Origin of the sequence: Acidithiobacillus ferriphilus (genome assembly GCF_018854775.1) — a bacterium.
Taxonomy (GTDB): Bacteria; Pseudomonadota; Gammaproteobacteria; order Acidithiobacillales; family Acidithiobacillaceae; genus Acidithiobacillus; species Acidithiobacillus ferriphilus.
On sequence record NZ_JAAZTY010000108.1, the window covers coordinates 1 to 16,561 of the forward strand.

Sequence of the window (16,561 nt, forward strand, 5' to 3'; positions counted from 1 at the left end):
CCCGCCATGATGTGGCCACAGCACGTTATTCACCATGCCGATGCCACCACCAATACCCCCCCACCCCCGCAATCAATAACAGCAGCAGCATGATCTGCACATGCTGAACGCCTTGCAACAAGCTCTGCAGTGAGGCGCCGAGGACATAACCGACCCCGGCGATGGCCGCCGCCCATACCGCTGCCGCCAGCGGATTCATCCATAAATAGCGGCGTACCGGGTAGCGGTGCACTCCCAAGAGGATGGGAGTGATGGTACGTGTGCCATAAATGAAGCGGAACAACAATGTCACCCAGTCACCGAAGCGACGAATCAAGATTTCAGCCTGATTTATATGGCGGCGCAGAAAGCGCGGCAGAATATTCAGCAGGTGTTCACCATAACGATAACCGAGCTGGTAAAGCACCTGATCGTTGAGGGTACTGCCCAACCAGGAGATGAATATCACCATGCGAAGATCCAGGACGCCGGCATGCGCCAGGGCACCGGCAACAATCACCACAGCCTCCCCTTCCAGCAGGGTGCCAACAAAGAGGATCCAGTAACCATACTGGCGCAGGAAGGCAATAATCACCGCTAACGTAATGGGTTGAAGATGCAACCAGCTCAGCACCTCGTTGATCACATCAATGATTGCATCCTCCCCCTTTCTGCCAGAAGCGTTTCCGAGCTGCGCAACGATAGCAAAGGTGCTGCAGACACAAATTGGGTTTTAGGGCGGCTCAAGAAATTTTCTCCAGGCTATTCCGGTACTCTCCGAGGAGCGCATCGAAAATATGTGTCCAGGTTTGTCCTTCTGCGCGTTGCCGGGCACGCTGGCCCATTTCCCGTAAACGCACGCGATCCATAAGCAGATTACTTATGGCGCCGGCAAAATCACTCTCCAAGGGCAGCAGAACACCTTCATCTGGCGAACGGAAATGTTCATTGACGCCGGAGGTGTCATAGGCCAGTACCGGCAGGGCACTGGCCATAGCTTCCAGCACGACGTTACCAAAAGTCTCACTACAGGAAGGGAAACAGAACAAGTCCGCACTGGCATACCATCGCGCCAGATTCTCACCTTTTTGTATGCCCTCTAGGGAAAAACCAGCGAGGCGCAGCCGGGTGAGACTGGCCGCCAGAGGCCCGTCTCCGATCAGGGCGAGATGCAATCTGCCCGGCCCCCGCCAAGTTTCCCGCAAGTGTTCGTAAGCGTTCATTAAAACAGGTATATTTTTTTCATGAGCCAGACGCCCAACATAAATCAACAGCGCATCGTCCCCATCCAACCCAAGTTGCGCGCGTAGCTCTGTGCTGCGCCAGCGCGGATTGAAGAGCACCGTATCCACGCCGCGTCGCCACATGGCAAGGTTCAGAAACCCTTGCGCCCGCAGATGGACGAAAGTCCCCCGACTGGGTACCAGGGTTTTGCGGGTGGCATTGTGGAAACTACGGAGATAGCGCAACACCAGCCCCTGCAGAAATTGCAGACGGTAATACCGGGCATAGCCGTCAAAATTTGTGTGAAAACTGCTCACCACGGGAATTTTAAGGTGCCGGGCCGCCCACAGTCCGGCGAGACCCAGTGGGCCTTCCGTAGCAATATGTACCAGATCTGGGCGCAAGACTCGCAACCGCTGAGCGATATAGCCAGGTCGGCAGTATCCCACCCGTACCTGCGGATAGAAGGGTAAAGACAGGGCTCGCAACAGATCACTCCCTGCCCTTTCACCCGCCTGCTGCGGGCGTAACACGGTGACCCGATAACCGCGCTCGCGGAGATTCTCTACCATGTGCTGCAGCGTATGGGCTACGCCGTTCACCTCTGGCGGATAGGTTTCCGTAATGAGGGCCAGGTGAGCAAAACCTTCTGACATGCGTACCCCGCGCCTCGCGTCGCTAAAAAAATGGTTTAACGGATTACCATTGCAGATGAAAATCCGGCGTGACCCATTCCTGCTCCTGCTCCAGATCGGCAGCCATCAGCGGCATTTCTGTCGACCATTGCGGCGGCAACGCCAGCAGCAGTTTTTTACCAGACACGGTCAAACCCGGAGGTGTCGCCAGCGGCGCCGTGCCCCGATGAAAAAGGATAGCCAAGCGTAGCAGGACCGCCAGTTGCTGCAACGCCACCACATCTTCAGCCGCGATGCCCAGGGCACGCAATTGGACAAGGCTCGGCAAGCGTTTGCGCTGAGTACGCACAAGTGCGGCAACAACACCCTGCTCACGACGGGAAAATCCCGCAATATCGGCATTCCGCCAGACATATTCACCATGCTTGTGAAATCCAGAATGGGCGATGTCGAGGCCAATATCATGGGTCAGAGCCGCCCAATGCAACCATTGCCGATGCCCGTCATGGAGTGGCCAGGATGCGGCTGCTGTCATAAAGAAGTGTTCTGCCCACCGGGCCACACCCTGATTACGCTGCACCTGGCTGTGAAAGCGTTCCTGGAGACCACGGATGCTCATCTCCCGGGTGTCTTCCTGATGGATGCGCCCGAGCAGGTCATAAATAGCCCCCTCGCGCAAAGCACCCTCAGAAAAACGTATTTCCTGCAGACGCAAGGACTCGAAGAGCGCGAAGAGAATGATGAAGCCACCCGGAAAAACGGCGGCACGATCCGCCTTCAGGCCTCTAAGCTGAGTCAGCGCAGACACTGAACCGAGGCGTATCATTTGCTCACGCAGCCAGTGCATGCCGACATGGGTGATGCGCGAACCCTGACCATTCTCCGCGAGGATACGAGCAATTGCCTTAATGGTACCCGAAGAACCCACCGCCTGATCCCAACCGTGGCGGAGAAAATCATCGAGCATGGGTTCTAGCGCCATGCGCACCCGCTTTTCGAGACGCTCACAAGCAGCCACCGTAATCAGCTCTTCGGGAAAATAGGCACGGGTAGAAGCCACACAGCCAAAGTGCAGGCTCTCCCGCAGATTGGGGGTGAAACCCCGGCCCGCAATCAATTCGGTACTCCCCCCCCCGATATCCGCAACCAGGCGCCGCTCATTCGCATCTACCGCGAGGCTATGCGCAACGCCCAGGTAGACCAGACGGGCTTCTTCACGACCGGCCACGATTTCCAACGGGTATCCGAGCGTCGCTTCAATGGCATGCACAAAGCCTTCTGCAGCCTTTGCATGGCGCAAGGTATTCGTGCCGATCACCCGCACCCGCTCCGGGCGGATACCACGCAGACGCTGCCCGAAGCGAGCCAGGCAATCCAGTGCGCGCTGCTCCACCGCAGGATCAAGACTACCGTCATCGCGCAAGCCCGCTGCCAAACGAACGCCTTCGCGCAAACGATCATGCAGACGGATATCAGAGCCAATCTCTTCCGCAACAACCATATGAAAGGAGTTGGAACCCAAATCCACCGCCGCCAGAAAATTGGTGAGTTCTGCTGTGGCTGTGGGTTCCGCCATGGCTATTTCCCCTGGATGCTTTGTTCTACCTCGTCTAGCGGAAGATGTCGGACATTTTTTCCTTTGGCAAGGTAAATAACATATTCGCAGATGTTCCGGGCATGGTCACCTATACGCTCAATCGCCTTGGCAATAAAAAGGGCATCAATGGCTGGGGTGATGGTGCGCGGATCCTCCATCATGTAAGTGATCAGGCGGCGCAGGGCAGAACGGTATTCCTGATTGAGCACTTCATCGCCTTTGGCGACGGCGATGGCTTCCTCCGCATCCGCACGGGCCAGAGCATCCATGGCACGGCGCAACATATTCAGGGCATAGTCGGCCATAACGCCCACATCTCTGAGAAAGGCTGGATTGGCGTTACGCGCACCGTGTCCCATGGCCAGGGCCATGTCGGCAATTTTACTGGCTTTGTCTCCCATACGTTCCAGATCCGCGATAGTCTTGATCAGGGTCATCACCAAACGCAGATCACTGGCGGCAGGCTGACGCATAGCCAGTATATTGATACACTCCTCCTCAATACGCACCTCATAACCATTCACCTCATGGTCACGGCCAATCACTTCACGGGCCAATTCGGCATCGGACTCCTGCAGTGCCTTGACGGCATTCGTGATCTGCTCTTCCACCACGCCCCCCATGGCGAGCACTAAAGCGTGGACCTCATGAAGTTCATCCTCAAAACGCCGGGAAATATGTGGTTCTTTGTCCATAGCTGCACTCCTTAACCGTAGCGACCCGTGATGTAGTCTTCCGTCTGTTTTTTACTGGGATTGGTGAACAACTGATTGGTAGACCCGAACTCCACCATTTCTCCGATATACATAAATGCCGTATAATCAGAGACACGCGCCGCTTGCTGCATGTTGTGAGTGACGATCAGAATCGTAAACTGATTCCGCAATTCACTCACCAGCTCTTCAATCTTGAGGGTGGCGATAGGGTCCAGCGCCGAGGTCGGCTCATCCAGCAAGATCACTTCTGGTTGCACCGCAACCGCACGCGCAATACACAGGCGTTGCTGCTGGCCACCGGACAACCCCAGCCCACTCGTCTTGAGCTTATCCTTCACCTCTTCCCAAAGGGCCGCCTGACGCAACGCCTGTTCCACCCGCTCGTCCATCTCTACCTTGCGCAATTTTTCATAGAGCTTGATGCCAAAGGCAATGTTGTCATAGATGGACATGGGAAAAGGCGTCGGCTTCTGAAATACCATACCAATTTTAGCGCGCAGCATATTTACATCCATGCCGGGGGCCAGCACATTTTCTCCATCCAGCAGTACCTCGCCGGTCGCCCTCTGTCCAGGGTACAGAGAATACATGCGATTAAATACCCGCAGGAGTGTCGACTTACCACAACCAGATGGCCCGATGAACGCTGTCACCTGGTTTTCTGGCATTTCCAGGTTGATATCTATGAGGGCCTTGTTGCTCCCGTAAAAAAAATCCAGGTGGCGGACAGATATTTTGGTTTTCTGAGGCTCCGACATCAACACGGACTCCTGTCTTTGATAAGAAAGCGGGAAACAAGGCTCAAGACTAGCACAGCCATGGCAGCTATCAACGCGCCGGCCCAGGCAAATGCTGCCATTCCGGATAATGACTCATGACAAATTGAAAAATAACGGCGGGGGCATAGGCGATCGGCTTGTCCAGATTCGTGCTGAAGATAAGTCACCTTAGAAGAATTGCCCTCCAGTTGGGTGCCCCCAACAAGACAGGACCATCTTACGCATAGTACTGGAGGACAAGCCCAACCGCTTTAGCTCAGATCCTGCACAGAAACTATAGCAAGACCTTGTTACAATTTTATGACACTGCGGAATCAGGCACAACACTACGGGCGAGGTGGAGGGGAAAATGCGCAGTAAAAGTGGTTCCTTTGCCTACTTCACTGGCTACTTCCAGATGCCCCTGATAGCGCTCGACGGCGTGACGGACAATAGCCAATCCCAGCCCCGTCCCACCTATGCGTCGGGATCGGCCTTTGTCCACCCGGTAAAAGCGCTCGGTGATACGCTGCAAATGCTCGACAGCGATACCATCGCCGGTATCTTGCACCACAAAAAGCAGTTCGCCGGGGCGGCGCTCCCAACGTACATTGACGGTGCGGTTTGCCGGGGTGTATTTGATGGCGTTTTCTAATAAGTTGCGAATGATACTGGTCAGATCGATGGTTTCTGCGAAAAAACCCAAGTCGCCATCCAGCGCCGTATTGATCTGCAAGCGTTTTTGCGCTATCGCCGGTGCCAGGGTGTCCAACATGTTGTGTATCATATCTGCGATCCTCAGCGTTTCGCAGTGTTCCGGATTCGCTTCGGCAGCTTCCATGCGCGCCAGAGACAGCAGGTCTTCGACCAAAGACTGCATGCGCAGCGTCTGCTGTTCCATGAGACGGAGTTGACTGCTCACCTCATCGTCGGCGGCGATGGAACTGTCCAACATGTTTTCCAGGAAACCGCGCACCACTGTCAGCGGGCTGCGCAGTTCGTGAGAGACATTAGCCACGAAGTCTTGACGGACCTGTTCGAGTTGACGGATACGAGTCACGTCCCGGAAGATGACCAAGGCACCGGCATCGGCAAGAGGATAGCGCATCCCCTCCAGTATCTGCTGGGCATCCGCCGGGGCGGGGAGTTGCAGACTGGGCGGCCCTTCACCGGCCAAAAAGGCGCGCAAATTAGGGGTTCGCAACCAGAACGCCAGCGGTTTACCAGCATCCTCCGGCCATTGCAACTGCAGTAAGCGGATACCGGAAGGATTCACCCAAAGTAGCTGGCCGCGCGCATCCATGAGCACCACAACGTCAGGCATGGCCTGCAAGGCGTCGCGCAATTGGACAATTTGGGCGCTGAGCAGGCGATGTTGTGCTTCCTGATCACGCCGCCAGTGGTAGCCCTCGGCAAAAGTCTCCTCCCACATCCCCCCCGCCAGCGGGGGCAGCAAGGTGTCCGGGTTGCGGAACCAGGCGCTGAAACTCTGGGATTGCTGACGATGCCAGCCGACCCAGAGCGCCAGCAAGAGCGCGATGATCATCAATGGGAGGAAGGACCAAGCACGCCGCAAATCATCGGCGACCAAAAAAATCGGAATCAGCGCCCAGAGTGCTACGGGATAAAACCAGGCACGGAGGTATTTCACGCCGGAAAAGGGTAACAACGCGCATGACGACAGCCCGAACGCTCAAAGGCTACCGTGCCAGTCATCGTTCGTCCACCGCTTCTCGCTGCAAACCCAGGGCACTACAGCGATAGCCTTCACCTCTTACTGTTTCGATGATATGAGCGTAACCATGGTGGTCCAACTCCCGCCGCAAGCGGCGGATGTGAACATCGACCGTCCGCTCTTCGATGAAGCTCTGCCGCCCCCATATCTGATCGAGTAGCATGTCCCGCGAAAAAACTCGTTCCGGGTTGGTCACAAAAAGACGCAAAAGGCGAAACTCGGTAGGGCCGAGATGGATTTGCACCTCACCGGCGTACACCCGATGCGCGCGCAGGTCCACCTGCAGATCACCGAGCCGTACCCGGCTGGCTGCCGTACCACCATAACTGCGCCGTAACAAGGCATTGACCCGTGCCACCAACTCCCGCGGAGAAAAAGGTTTGGCCAGATAATCGTCCGCACCTGATTCAAGACCATGCACCCGGTCGCCCTCCTCACCGCGTGCAGTAAGCAAAATGATGGGCAGCTTCCGGGTCTCTTCACGACGGCGCAGGGTACGACACCATACCAGGCCGTTCTCACCAGGAAGCATCCAGTCAAGAACGAGTAACTGCGGCCCCCAGGTCAGAAGTACCGCTTCCGCAGATTCGACACTCCCCTCACAGCGCACCTCAAAGCCCTGACGCTGCAGGGTGACGCGCAGAAGTTCCTGAATACCTTCCTCATCTTCAACCACCAGGATGCGGGAGGATGCCTTGTCTTCGTCCATACCTGCCTTTCGCTCAGACGCGCTCATCATCTGCTTATTGTGACGCAAGCCCTGGCGGGATGCCAGGGCATTGCGACAAAGGTAACCCGGTCAGTGCAGGATGGGAAGGACCATACCTTAGTAGGTGCGGCGGGCACGGCCCGAAGGCGCTGCCCCTGAACCGGGTCGACCCCGCCCTGCGGCTTGAGGCGGACGGCGCGAAACCGATGATGGCGCATGACTGGAGAAGGGGTGGCGCGGCTCGAAACCGACGACGATCTCCCGGTCAAAGGAGCGGCGCAGCAGTTTTTCCACATCCTGCAACTGCTTACGCTCCTCACCGCTCACCAGCGATACCGCCTGGCCATTGTTGCCAGCGCGACCGGTTCGTCCGATGCGATGGACATAATCCTCTGGCACATGGGGGAGCTCAAAATTAACCACATGGGGCAACTCACTGATATCGATACCGCGGGCGGCGATATCCGTCGCGACCAATACCCGTACTTTACCTTCCTTGAACTCCGCCAGGGCGCGGGTACGTGCGCCCTGACTCTTGTCGCCGTGAATGGCCATGGCCTGCATACCATCCTGGGACAAATGCTTGGCAAGTCGATCGGCGCCATGTTTGGTGCGGGTGAAGACCAGCACCTGCCCCCATTGATGTTCTTCAATCAAGTGCGCGAGGAGTTCGCGCTTGCGATCCTGATCGACGGCAAAAACCCGCTGCGCGACGTTGTCGGCAGTGGCATTGCGCGTCGCGACCTCGACGCTGGCCGGGTTGTTCAGCAGGCCATCGGCCAGACTGCGGATTTCCGGTGAAAACGTCGCCGAGAACAGCAGGTTTTGGCGTTTTTTCGGCAATACCGCAAGGATGCGTCGGATATCACGGATAAAGCCCATGTCGAGCATGCGGTCGGCTTCGTCGAGCACCAAAATTTCGACGTGAGAGAGGTCGACGCTGCGCTGCTGGATATGATCCAGCAGGCGACCGGGGGTAGCGACCAATACGTCCACACTGCGGCGTAGTTTCTGCATCTGCGGATTGATCTTGACACCACCGATGAGCACCAGCGAACGCAGGGAAAGATAGCGCCCGTATAACTGCACGCTCTCCTCTACCTGCGCCGCCAGTTCACGGGTGGGAACCAGAATCAGCGCGCGCACACTGGAGGAAGCACGCGCCGCGGTATCTGCGGTAGCGGACAGTTTGTGCAGAATGGGCATGGCAAAGGCAGCGGTCTTGCCGGTACCCGTCTGCGCGCCGGCCAACAGGTCGACGCCGGACATGACCACGGGGATGGCCTGCTCCTGAATGGGGGTGGGGGTAGTGTAACCGCGCTCGGCAGCCGCACGCCAAATGGGCTCAGAAAGCCCAAGGGATTCAAAAGATGACATAATTTTTACTCCGAAAACACCGGCCTCGCCACAGGGGCGCCAGTCTATGGCAGACGCTTCATCAAGGTGGAGACCAGTGCGACGCACATCATACAGACTGAGGCATGACGGCGGGTGCACTTTAACAGAACATACTAATTATTGCGAGTAATATATTGAGTTTAAAATTTATTTTCAAGTTATCAGGAATTTGCATGGTGTTGGCGGAGAGGGTGGGATTCGAACCCACGTGGGGTTGCCCCCCATCCGATTTCGAGTCGGCGCCGTTATGGCCACTTCGGTACCTCTCCGTGGGGGCATACCTTAATCTTTCCTGACGCCAACGGCAAGTGCGCCGCGCCGGCAAACGCAGTACAGCGCTACAAGGTGGCGCCGTCGTTACGATCCTTGGCACTGATAAACTGGCGTTTGAGGACGTGCTCCCGCTTGAGCCCCAACCACAGGGCAATCGGGCTCGCGACGAAAATTGAGGAATAAGTACCCACCACCACACCGATAAGCAGCGCCGTGGCAAAGCCGTGAATCACCGGCCCGCCGAAGAGGAAGAGCGACAGGGCGACCATGAAGGTGATGAAACTGGTAATCACCGTTCGTGACAGGGTCTCATTGATAGCGACGTTGAAAATCTGCGCCACATCGCCGCTGCGGGACGCCCGCAGGTCTTCACGCATGCGGTCGAAAACCACCACCGTATCGTTGAGCGAATAGCCCATGATGACCAGCAAAGCCGCAATCACGGTCAGGGAAAACTCTTCCTGGCTGATGGCGAAAAAGCCCACCACCAGAATGGGGTCGTGAAGCATGGCAAGCACACCGCCCACGGCAAAGCGCCACTCGAAGCGAAACCCCACATAAATCAGGATGCCCAGAGTCACGATGATGAGCGCCATGACCCCCTTATTCCGCAATTCCTTACCCACCTCCGGGCCGACATATTCGGTGCGGCGCAACTGCACGTCCGGGTACTTCATCTGATCTTTCTGAAACACCTGCAAAATCTTGTTACCCACCGCGCTGCTCTCGCCAGGCACGGTGCGCAAACGAATCAGCAGATCACGATCCCCACCGAAGGTCTGCACCACCGCATCGTGAAAACCCGCCTGCGCGAGCGTCCCACGCACGGTCCCCAAGTCCGGAGTCTTGCTGAAGGCCAGCTCCACCAGCGTGCCGCCGGTGAAGTCGATGCTGTAGTTCAGCCCGCGTACCAGAAAAACGGCGATTGAGGCAACGATCAGCAAAGCGGACACGCCCAGAAAAATCCAGCGTCTGGACATGAAATCAACATGGGTACGGGTTCTAAAGAGTTCCATCGCGGCCTCAGATATATAGCTTTTGCACGCGCCGCTTACCGAGGGCGAGTTCGATGATGCCACGACTCATCATAGTCGCGGTAAACATGGACGTGATCACTCCGATAGTCAGCACCAACGCGAAACCCTTGATGGCTCCGGTGCCAAACTGGAAGAGCACCAGCGCGGCGATAAGTACCGTGACATTGGAGTCCACAATGGTGGCAAAGGCCTTCTTAAAGCCGGCATCAATAGCGGCACGGGTACTCATGCCATGCCGTAATTCCTCGCGGATGCGCTCGAATACCAGCACGTTGGCATCCACCGCCAGGCCGATCTTCAGTACGATACCGGCAATACCCGGCAGAGTCAGGGTACCACCCATTATCGAGAGCACCGCCAGAATGGCCAGAACGTTCACCAGGATAGCGAGATCGGCAATCAGACCAAAAGCCCGGTAATAAAACGTCATGAAGAGCACGACGAAGAGCATGCCGAAGACCACTGCCATCACCCCGTCGTGGATGGAGTCCTGGCCCAGAGTCGGACCAACGGTGCGCTCTTCCGAAATATGAACGGGCGCGGGTAACGCGCCGGCCCGCAATTCAATCGCGGCATTACTGGCGTCTTTCAGACCGGAGAATCCGGTAATCTGGGCCCGGCCTCCCGTAATGGCTTCACGTATCACCGGCGCGGTCACCACCTTGTTATCCAGCAGAATAGCCATACGCTTACCCACATTTTTGGTAGTCAGATCACCGAAGATACGGGTTCCCGCATTGTTGAAACTGACATTGACAATGGCCTGACCGCTACTGTTGTCTACCCCCGCGCTGGCGTTGCTGAGATAGCGGCCCGTGAGCACCGTATTCGTATAAAGTACGTAAGGCGCGCCATGAGCGCCGTAAAACAGGGCGGTACCGGGGGGCAGGTCACCTTTGAGCGCGGCCGCCATGTTGGCCTGCTCATCCACCATCTTGAATTCAAGTTGGGCAGTGGAACCGATAATGGATTTAGCGCGCTGGGTGTCCTGCACACCCGGCAATTGCACAGCGATATGCGCAGCACCCTGACGCTGGATGACCGGCTCGGAAACACCCAATTCATCAATACGATTGCGAATGACGACAATGGCCTGTTGCAGCGCGTCATCCTTCATTTTCCTGGCGGCATCGGGGGTGAGGCTTACGTCTAACACCGCATTAGGCTGCAGGGTGATGGCATAATCGGGATAATGCCCGGCAATAACCTTTTGCGCCTGCGCCGCGACTGCCGCGTTTTCCATCTCGACGGCAAGATTTTGCGGTCCGGTTACATTGACCGCCAGATATTGCAGATTCTGGTGGCGGAGGAAGGTACGCAAGCTGCCGCTGTCCTGTTCCAGAGCATGTTTGATAACGGCATCGGTGTCGACGCGCAGCAGGAGGTACACACCGCCGCGCAGATCAAGACCCAGATTGACGGGTTTGCCGCCGAGACTGCTTAACCAGTCCGGCTCTGCAGACATCTGCGAAAGAATGACCTGAGCATTGCCAGGGAGTTTACTTTGCAGCAACGTTTCGGCCAGACCCTGGGCATCATTGTTGGGGAAAAAGAAGGTGCTGCCCGTCCCATCCGAGTTGACGCGGGTGACCGGAACATTGGCCGCTTGCAGCCAGCCCCGCATCGTAGCCACCGGCGGCAGGAGAGTCCCCGCGGGCGCGCGCACCTCTACGGCAGAGTGCCAGCCATAGAAGTTGGGCAGTGCGTAAAACAGGGAGGGCAATACAACCGCTAGGATAATCAGGTACTTCCACCATGGATAACGGGTCATGAACGAGCCTTTACAGTTTTTTCAATGTCCCTTTGGGCAACAGTAACGTCACTGAGGCCCGCTGAACTTTTACAATGACCCCTTCAGCAATTTCAAGTTGCAGATAATCCTCACCCACCTGCATGACCCGCCCGGCCAGACCACCCTGGGTAACCACTTCATCACCCTTGGAAATCGCCGCAATCAACTGGCGTTGCTCTTTCGCTTTTTTCATCTGCGGACGAATCAGCAGAAAATAGAAAATGGCGAAAATGATAACCAGCGGGACGATCTGCATAAAAATGGAATCTGGACCACCCTCCCCCACCGCAGTTCCGGCATAAGCATTGGCGATAGGCGAAAAATTCATTATCTACTCCAGATCAGGTCTGCGGGCCGCTATTGTAGCCTTTAGGCATCGACTAGGGAACCAGCACGACGGCGGCGATAGAAATCATCTGCAAAAGCATCCAGGTGACCGGCAGCAATGGCCTCCCGCAGCCCCGCCATCAGCTCCTGATAGTAGTGCAGATTATGCAGCGTGTTCAGGCGTGCGCCGAGGATTTCATGACTACGCTGTAAGTGACGCAGATAGGCCCTGCTGTAGTTCTGACAGGTGTAGCAGGCGCATTGCGGGTCCGGCGGCAGGGCATCTTTCTCATAACGAGCATTGCGCAGCCTGAGAATGCCATCACGGGTAAAAAGCCAGCCATTGCGGGCATTGCGGGTCGGCATGACACAATCGAACATATCTACACCGCGACACACACCCTCCACCAGATCCTCGGGCGTCCCGACGCCCATAAGGTAGCGAGGCCGATCCTCGGGCATCTGCGGCATGAGATCTTCCAGCACCTGCCTCATCTCCGCCTTGCTCTCCCCTACCGAAAGTCCACCGATAGCAAGACCGGGGAAATCCAGTCGCTGCAATCCCGCTAAGGAACGCTGACGTAAATCTCCATACATTCCACCCTGGACGATGCCGAAGAGCTGACCCGGCCCGGCGTAAGAGGCACGGGAGCGCGCCGCCCAGCGCAAAGAAAGCTCCATGCTGACACGGGCTTCTTCGTAGGTGGCAGGGTGGGGCGTACATTCATCGAAGACCATAGCGATGTCCGAACCCAGCGCCGCCTGAATCTGCATGGACTCTTCCGGCCCCAGAAAAACCTTGTGGCCATCGGTGGGCGCACGGAATTGCACCCCTGCCTCCGTCAGCCTACGCAGCGCGCCCAGACTGAAGACCTGGAAACCGCCCGAATCGGTGAGGATGGGCCGATCCCAATGCATCATCTTATGCAGGCCGCCGACCGCGCTGATGACCTCCAGACCGGGACGCAGAAAGAGATGAAAGGTGTTGCCGAGGATAATTTCAGCCCCCAGCGTCTTCAACTCCTCGGGAGACATGGCCTTGACGGTGCCATAGGTACCCACCGGCATAAAGGCAGGCGTCTGAATATTACCGCGGGGCAGACGCAGAACGCCGCGCCGGGCTGCGCCATCACGGGCCAACAACTGATAAATACTCACCGCTGTCCGACCTGAGGGGAAATCAGCATCGCATCTCCGTAGCTGAAAAACCGATAGCCCTCTGCCACCGCGTGGCGATAGGCAGCGAGCATGCACTCCGTGCCAGCAAAAGCACAGACCAGCATAAGCAGGGTGGATTCCGGGAGGTGAAAATTGGTCAACAGCCCATCTATCACCTGAAAGGTCTTACCGGGATAGATGAACAGGCGGGTCTCCCCCGTGTAAGGGCGCAAGGTCCCATCCTGTGCCGCTGTCTCCAACGCGCGGCAGGCCGTGGTACCTACGGCGATCACCCGCTTGCCCCGCGCCTTCGCAGCGGCAACGGCGGCTACAGTCGCCGCGCTGACTTCCATGGTTTCGGCATGCATGGGGTGCTCGGTAATATCGTCACTGCGTACCGGGAGGAAAGTCCCGGCGCCGACGTGGAGGGTCACGAAGGTCCGTTCAATACCGCGCGCCGCGAGGGCATCCAGTAGCTGCACATCGAAATGCAACCCGGCGGTGGGTGCGGCCACCGCACCGGGATGGGCCGCATAGATGGTCTGATAGCGCTCCCGATCACAGGCCTCCGGTGCGCGCCTGATGTAGGGCGGCAAAGGCACGCTCCCTTCAGTTTCAAGAATGGGTAACCACTGGGCGTCCGCAGACAGTCGCAGACGAACTTCCATGCCATCCTTTTCCTCTACCATGGCAACGGCACCACCCGACAAATGAATGGCCATACCCGGCCGCAGAGCTTTCGAGGATTTCGCCAGAAACCAACCCTCCTGAACATCGAGCAGTCGGTCGAGCAGTAGTTCTACCGTGCCGCCCGTTGCTTTGCAGGCCTGCAAACGCGCAGGAAGCACACGGGTATCATTGAGTACCAGCAGGTCTCCGGGCTGAAGCAGATTGGGTAGATCGCGTATCCGCGCATCTTCCCAGCTGCCCTGACGGCCATCGACGATAAGCATGCGCGCCGCCCCGCGTTCCGCGAGTGGGACCTGAGCGATCAGTGCGTCGGGCAATTCATAATAAAAATCACTTTTTTGCATGGAGTTAGTGTCAGGAAAACCAGTCGGATTCAGGTTGGTCAGGGTGCGGGATCACCTGCACCAGTGTGATGCGTGGGCCCTTTTTACGCAAGACTACCACGTCGAAATTGGCAAAAGCGACCCGCTCGCCCTCTTCCGGAACTCTTTCGAGTTGGCGCATGATCAGCCCACCGATGGTATCTGCGGTCTCCTCCTCGATGTCGATGTGGAGGCTGCGCTCCAGGGAATACAGCGAGAGACTGCCCGAGCCCACCCAACTGCCATCGAGGCGCCGTCGCCACTCCCGCCGCTGGTGGCGGAACTCGTCGGGGATAACTCCAAGCAGGCTTTCCAGTACATGATCCAAGGTGACAAAGCCGGTGATGGTGCCCAAATCATCCACCACCAACGCAAAATGCGGGTGGCCGGAACGAAAATGGCTGAGCAAGTCCATGGCCGGTAACGCCTTGCCTACGGAAGGTAGCGGGCGCAGGAGTGTTTTCAGGTCACCCAGGTCCGGGCGCTTTGACAGGGCCGCAAAAGCATCCTTGACGTGGAGCAAGCCGACCACATGCTGGCGGTCCCCTTCGCACACCGGATAGCGAGTAAAGCGATGGCGCATCATCACTTGGCGGATCTCTTCCGGGCTGTCTTCCGACATCAGACAAACCATCTCGGCGGCGGGACGCATCAGGTCCCCGGCCGTCAGCTCCGTAAAATCGAGGGTGCGGTCGAGAATATCTCCGGTGCGCTGGCCGAGGGTGCCCTGCGCCTGACTGAGGGCCAGGATCATCGCCAGTTCGTCGCGGGAATGGGGTGCTTCGCCGGCATGCTGATCCACCCGCAGCGCAAAGAGGCGCAACACGATGCGGGTCGCGCCATTGAGTACCCAGATCGCCGGGTACATGAGCCAGTAAAAGGCGTAGAGGGGCGCACCGGTCCACAGGGACACTGCCTCCACCTTGCGGATGGCTAGCGACTTGGGTACCAGCTCGCCGATCACAATGACGATGAAGGAGATCAGGGCGAAGCCGACGGCAAAAGAAACTGATCGCAACGCCGTTGGATCACTCACCCCAGCAGCCCGGAAAAGAGGTTGGAGCAAACGCGCTACAGTGGGTTCGCCAACCCAACCGATACCCAACGACGCAATAGTAATACCGAGTTGTGTGGCAGAGAGATAAGCATCCAGCCGCCGATGCATCCGCATCAAAATGCGCCCGCGCAACCCATGCTCCTGGGCCAGGGTACGGGCATGGGTACTGCGTAATCGCACCAGCGCAAATTCTGCCGCAACAAAAAAACCATTCAGCAGAATCAGCAGGACTGCCAGCAGCAGCCCGTTGATCTCATGCATGGGAGGGCACTCCCGCCCGCGCGTGGCGGGGGTGTCGTTCAGTCATCACTGGTGATGAGTTGCTCCAACTCGGCAAAACTCTGTACCACATCGTTGGTCTGTATGGCCACCCCCAGTTGTCGCGCTATCTGACTGATGGAAAAAACACCGCGAATCTCTTCACCGCGGAGTGTTTCCTCACGCACCAGGGCATGCTGACGCCCTGCCTTGCGCAGGGTGAGAACGATATCTCCCACGGTAGACCGCTCCACTTCAGCGAAGTCGAGTACATCAATCTGCCCCCGAGGCACCATGATATCTTGCACCTTGATGGAGTCCCGCACGACGTGGTTTTCAGCTGCCAGTTTGACGGGTTTTTCACCCATGAGATCACGGGCGGTGACCAAGCCGACCAGCATACCGAAGTCATCCAGCACAAAAAGCATTCGGACACCCGCATGAATCATGCGTTGCAGGGCCTGATCGATGGTGCTTTCCGGCTTCGTCGCCACAGCGGGTACCCGACCGAGGTCGGTCATGCTTTTGATCGCCATGTCGCTGGGCGTCACTGTCAATGACATCCCGTCATCAAACATACAGATACGCGTGTCCGGCTTGAGTCCATGACGTTGTAATGCACGGAATCTTGTCATTTCATTATCTCCGCAGTTGAAAAAGTGGCTGGGAAACTCGCCTCTGTCCAAGGAGAGCGCAAATCAGCGGACCGCAATGGCGGCAAAGCCGCGCTCCAGATCATCGCGCAGGTCGTCAGCATGCTCCAGTCCGACACTGATCCGCAGCAGACCATCGCCAATCCCCGCCGCTGCCCGCGCCTCAGAACCGACCCGGCTGTGAGTCGTGCTGGCGGGGGGGG

Annotated in this window: 16 protein-coding genes and 1 tRNA gene; all 17 read right to left on the reverse strand. The window is 57.4% G+C overall.

Annotation, left to right across the window (positions count from 1 at the left end; all coding sequences use genetic code 11):
* Window positions 1–25: 25 nt before the first annotated feature.
* Entirely contained in the window at window positions 26–625 is a 600-nt protein-coding gene (locus HF921_RS08090) for a DedA family protein (RefSeq protein WP_229066151.1), read from the reverse strand.
* 97 nt (window positions 626–722) lie between these two features.
* Window positions 723–1,859 carry a glycosyltransferase family 4 protein gene (locus HF921_RS08095; protein ID WP_064219623.1) on the reverse strand — a complete coding sequence of 379 codons (1,137 nt, stop codon included), beginning with the start codon at window positions 1,857–1,859 and terminating at the stop codon, window positions 723–725.
* Between the two features lie 43 nt (window positions 1,860–1,902).
* On the reverse strand, window positions 1,903–3,414 hold the full coding sequence (locus tag HF921_RS08100) for a Ppx/GppA phosphatase family protein (protein WP_064219622.1): 1,512 nt from the start codon (window positions 3,412–3,414) through the stop codon (window positions 1,903–1,905).
* Window positions 3,415–3,416: 2 nt separating this feature from the next.
* A complete protein-coding gene (gene phoU, locus HF921_RS08105; RefSeq protein ID WP_064219621.1) occupies window positions 3,417–4,130 on the reverse strand; it encodes a phosphate signaling complex protein PhoU in 714 nt (237 codons plus the stop codon).
* 11 nt (window positions 4,131–4,141) lie between these two features.
* Complete coding sequence (pstB, locus tag HF921_RS08110; RefSeq protein ID WP_064219620.1) at window positions 4,142–4,909, reverse strand: phosphate ABC transporter ATP-binding protein PstB; 768 nt, start codon at window positions 4,907–4,909, stop codon at window positions 4,142–4,144.
* 319 nt (window positions 4,910–5,228) lie between these two features.
* Window positions 5,229–6,560, reverse strand: a complete 1,332-nt coding sequence (gene phoR, locus HF921_RS08115; protein WP_215849651.1) for a phosphate regulon sensor histidine kinase PhoR — start codon at window positions 6,558–6,560, stop codon at window positions 5,229–5,231.
* Between the two features lie 61 nt (window positions 6,561–6,621).
* A complete protein-coding gene (gene phoB / locus HF921_RS08120; protein ID WP_064220366.1) occupies window positions 6,622–7,353 on the reverse strand; it encodes a phosphate regulon transcriptional regulator PhoB in 732 nt (243 codons plus the stop codon).
* Between the two features lie 117 nt (window positions 7,354–7,470).
* Window positions 7,471–8,730, reverse strand: a complete 1,260-nt coding sequence (locus HF921_RS08125) for a DEAD/DEAH box helicase (protein WP_215893642.1) — start codon at window positions 8,728–8,730, stop codon at window positions 7,471–7,473.
* Window positions 8,731–8,931: 201 nt separating this feature from the next.
* Window positions 8,932–9,020: transfer RNA gene (locus HF921_RS08130), tRNA-Ser, on the reverse strand.
* A 69-nt stretch (window positions 9,021–9,089) separates the two neighbouring features.
* Window positions 9,090–10,040: a protein translocase subunit SecF gene (secF, locus tag HF921_RS08135; RefSeq protein ID WP_215893643.1), complete on the reverse strand. Its 951-nt coding sequence runs from the start codon at window positions 10,038–10,040 to the stop codon at window positions 9,090–9,092.
* Between the two features lie 7 nt (window positions 10,041–10,047).
* Window positions 10,048–11,832: a protein translocase subunit SecD gene (gene secD, locus HF921_RS08140; RefSeq protein WP_064220369.1), complete on the reverse strand. Its 1,785-nt coding sequence runs from the start codon at window positions 11,830–11,832 to the stop codon at window positions 10,048–10,050.
* 10 nt (window positions 11,833–11,842) lie between these two features.
* Window positions 11,843–12,181 (reverse strand): preprotein translocase subunit YajC, encoded by a 339-nt coding sequence (gene yajC, locus HF921_RS08145; protein ID WP_215850261.1) that lies wholly within the window; start codon window positions 12,179–12,181, stop codon window positions 11,843–11,845.
* A 41-nt stretch (window positions 12,182–12,222) separates the two neighbouring features.
* Window positions 12,223–13,338 (reverse strand): tRNA guanosine(34) transglycosylase Tgt, encoded by a 1,116-nt coding sequence (gene tgt, locus HF921_RS08150; protein WP_064220371.1) that lies wholly within the window; start codon window positions 13,336–13,338, stop codon window positions 12,223–12,225.
* Window positions 13,335–14,372, reverse strand: a complete 1,038-nt coding sequence (gene queA, locus HF921_RS08155) for a tRNA preQ1(34) S-adenosylmethionine ribosyltransferase-isomerase QueA (protein ID WP_064220372.1) — start codon at window positions 14,370–14,372, stop codon at window positions 13,335–13,337. The genes tgt and queA overlap by 4 nt, the downstream gene beginning before the upstream one ends.
* Before the next feature lie 10 nt (window positions 14,373–14,382).
* Window positions 14,383–15,708, reverse strand: coding sequence for a hemolysin family protein (locus HF921_RS08160; protein WP_215850264.1), 1,326 nt, complete (start codon window positions 15,706–15,708; stop codon window positions 14,383–14,385).
* A gap of 38 nt (window positions 15,709–15,746) precedes the next feature.
* On the reverse strand, window positions 15,747–16,340 hold the full coding sequence (locus HF921_RS08165; protein ID WP_064220374.1) for a CBS domain-containing protein: 594 nt from the start codon (window positions 16,338–16,340) through the stop codon (window positions 15,747–15,749).
* Window positions 16,341–16,403: 63 nt separating this feature from the next.
* A partial coding sequence (locus tag HF921_RS08170) for a PLP-dependent transferase (RefSeq protein ID WP_215893644.1) occupies window positions 16,404–16,561 on the reverse strand: 158 nt, incomplete at its 5' end.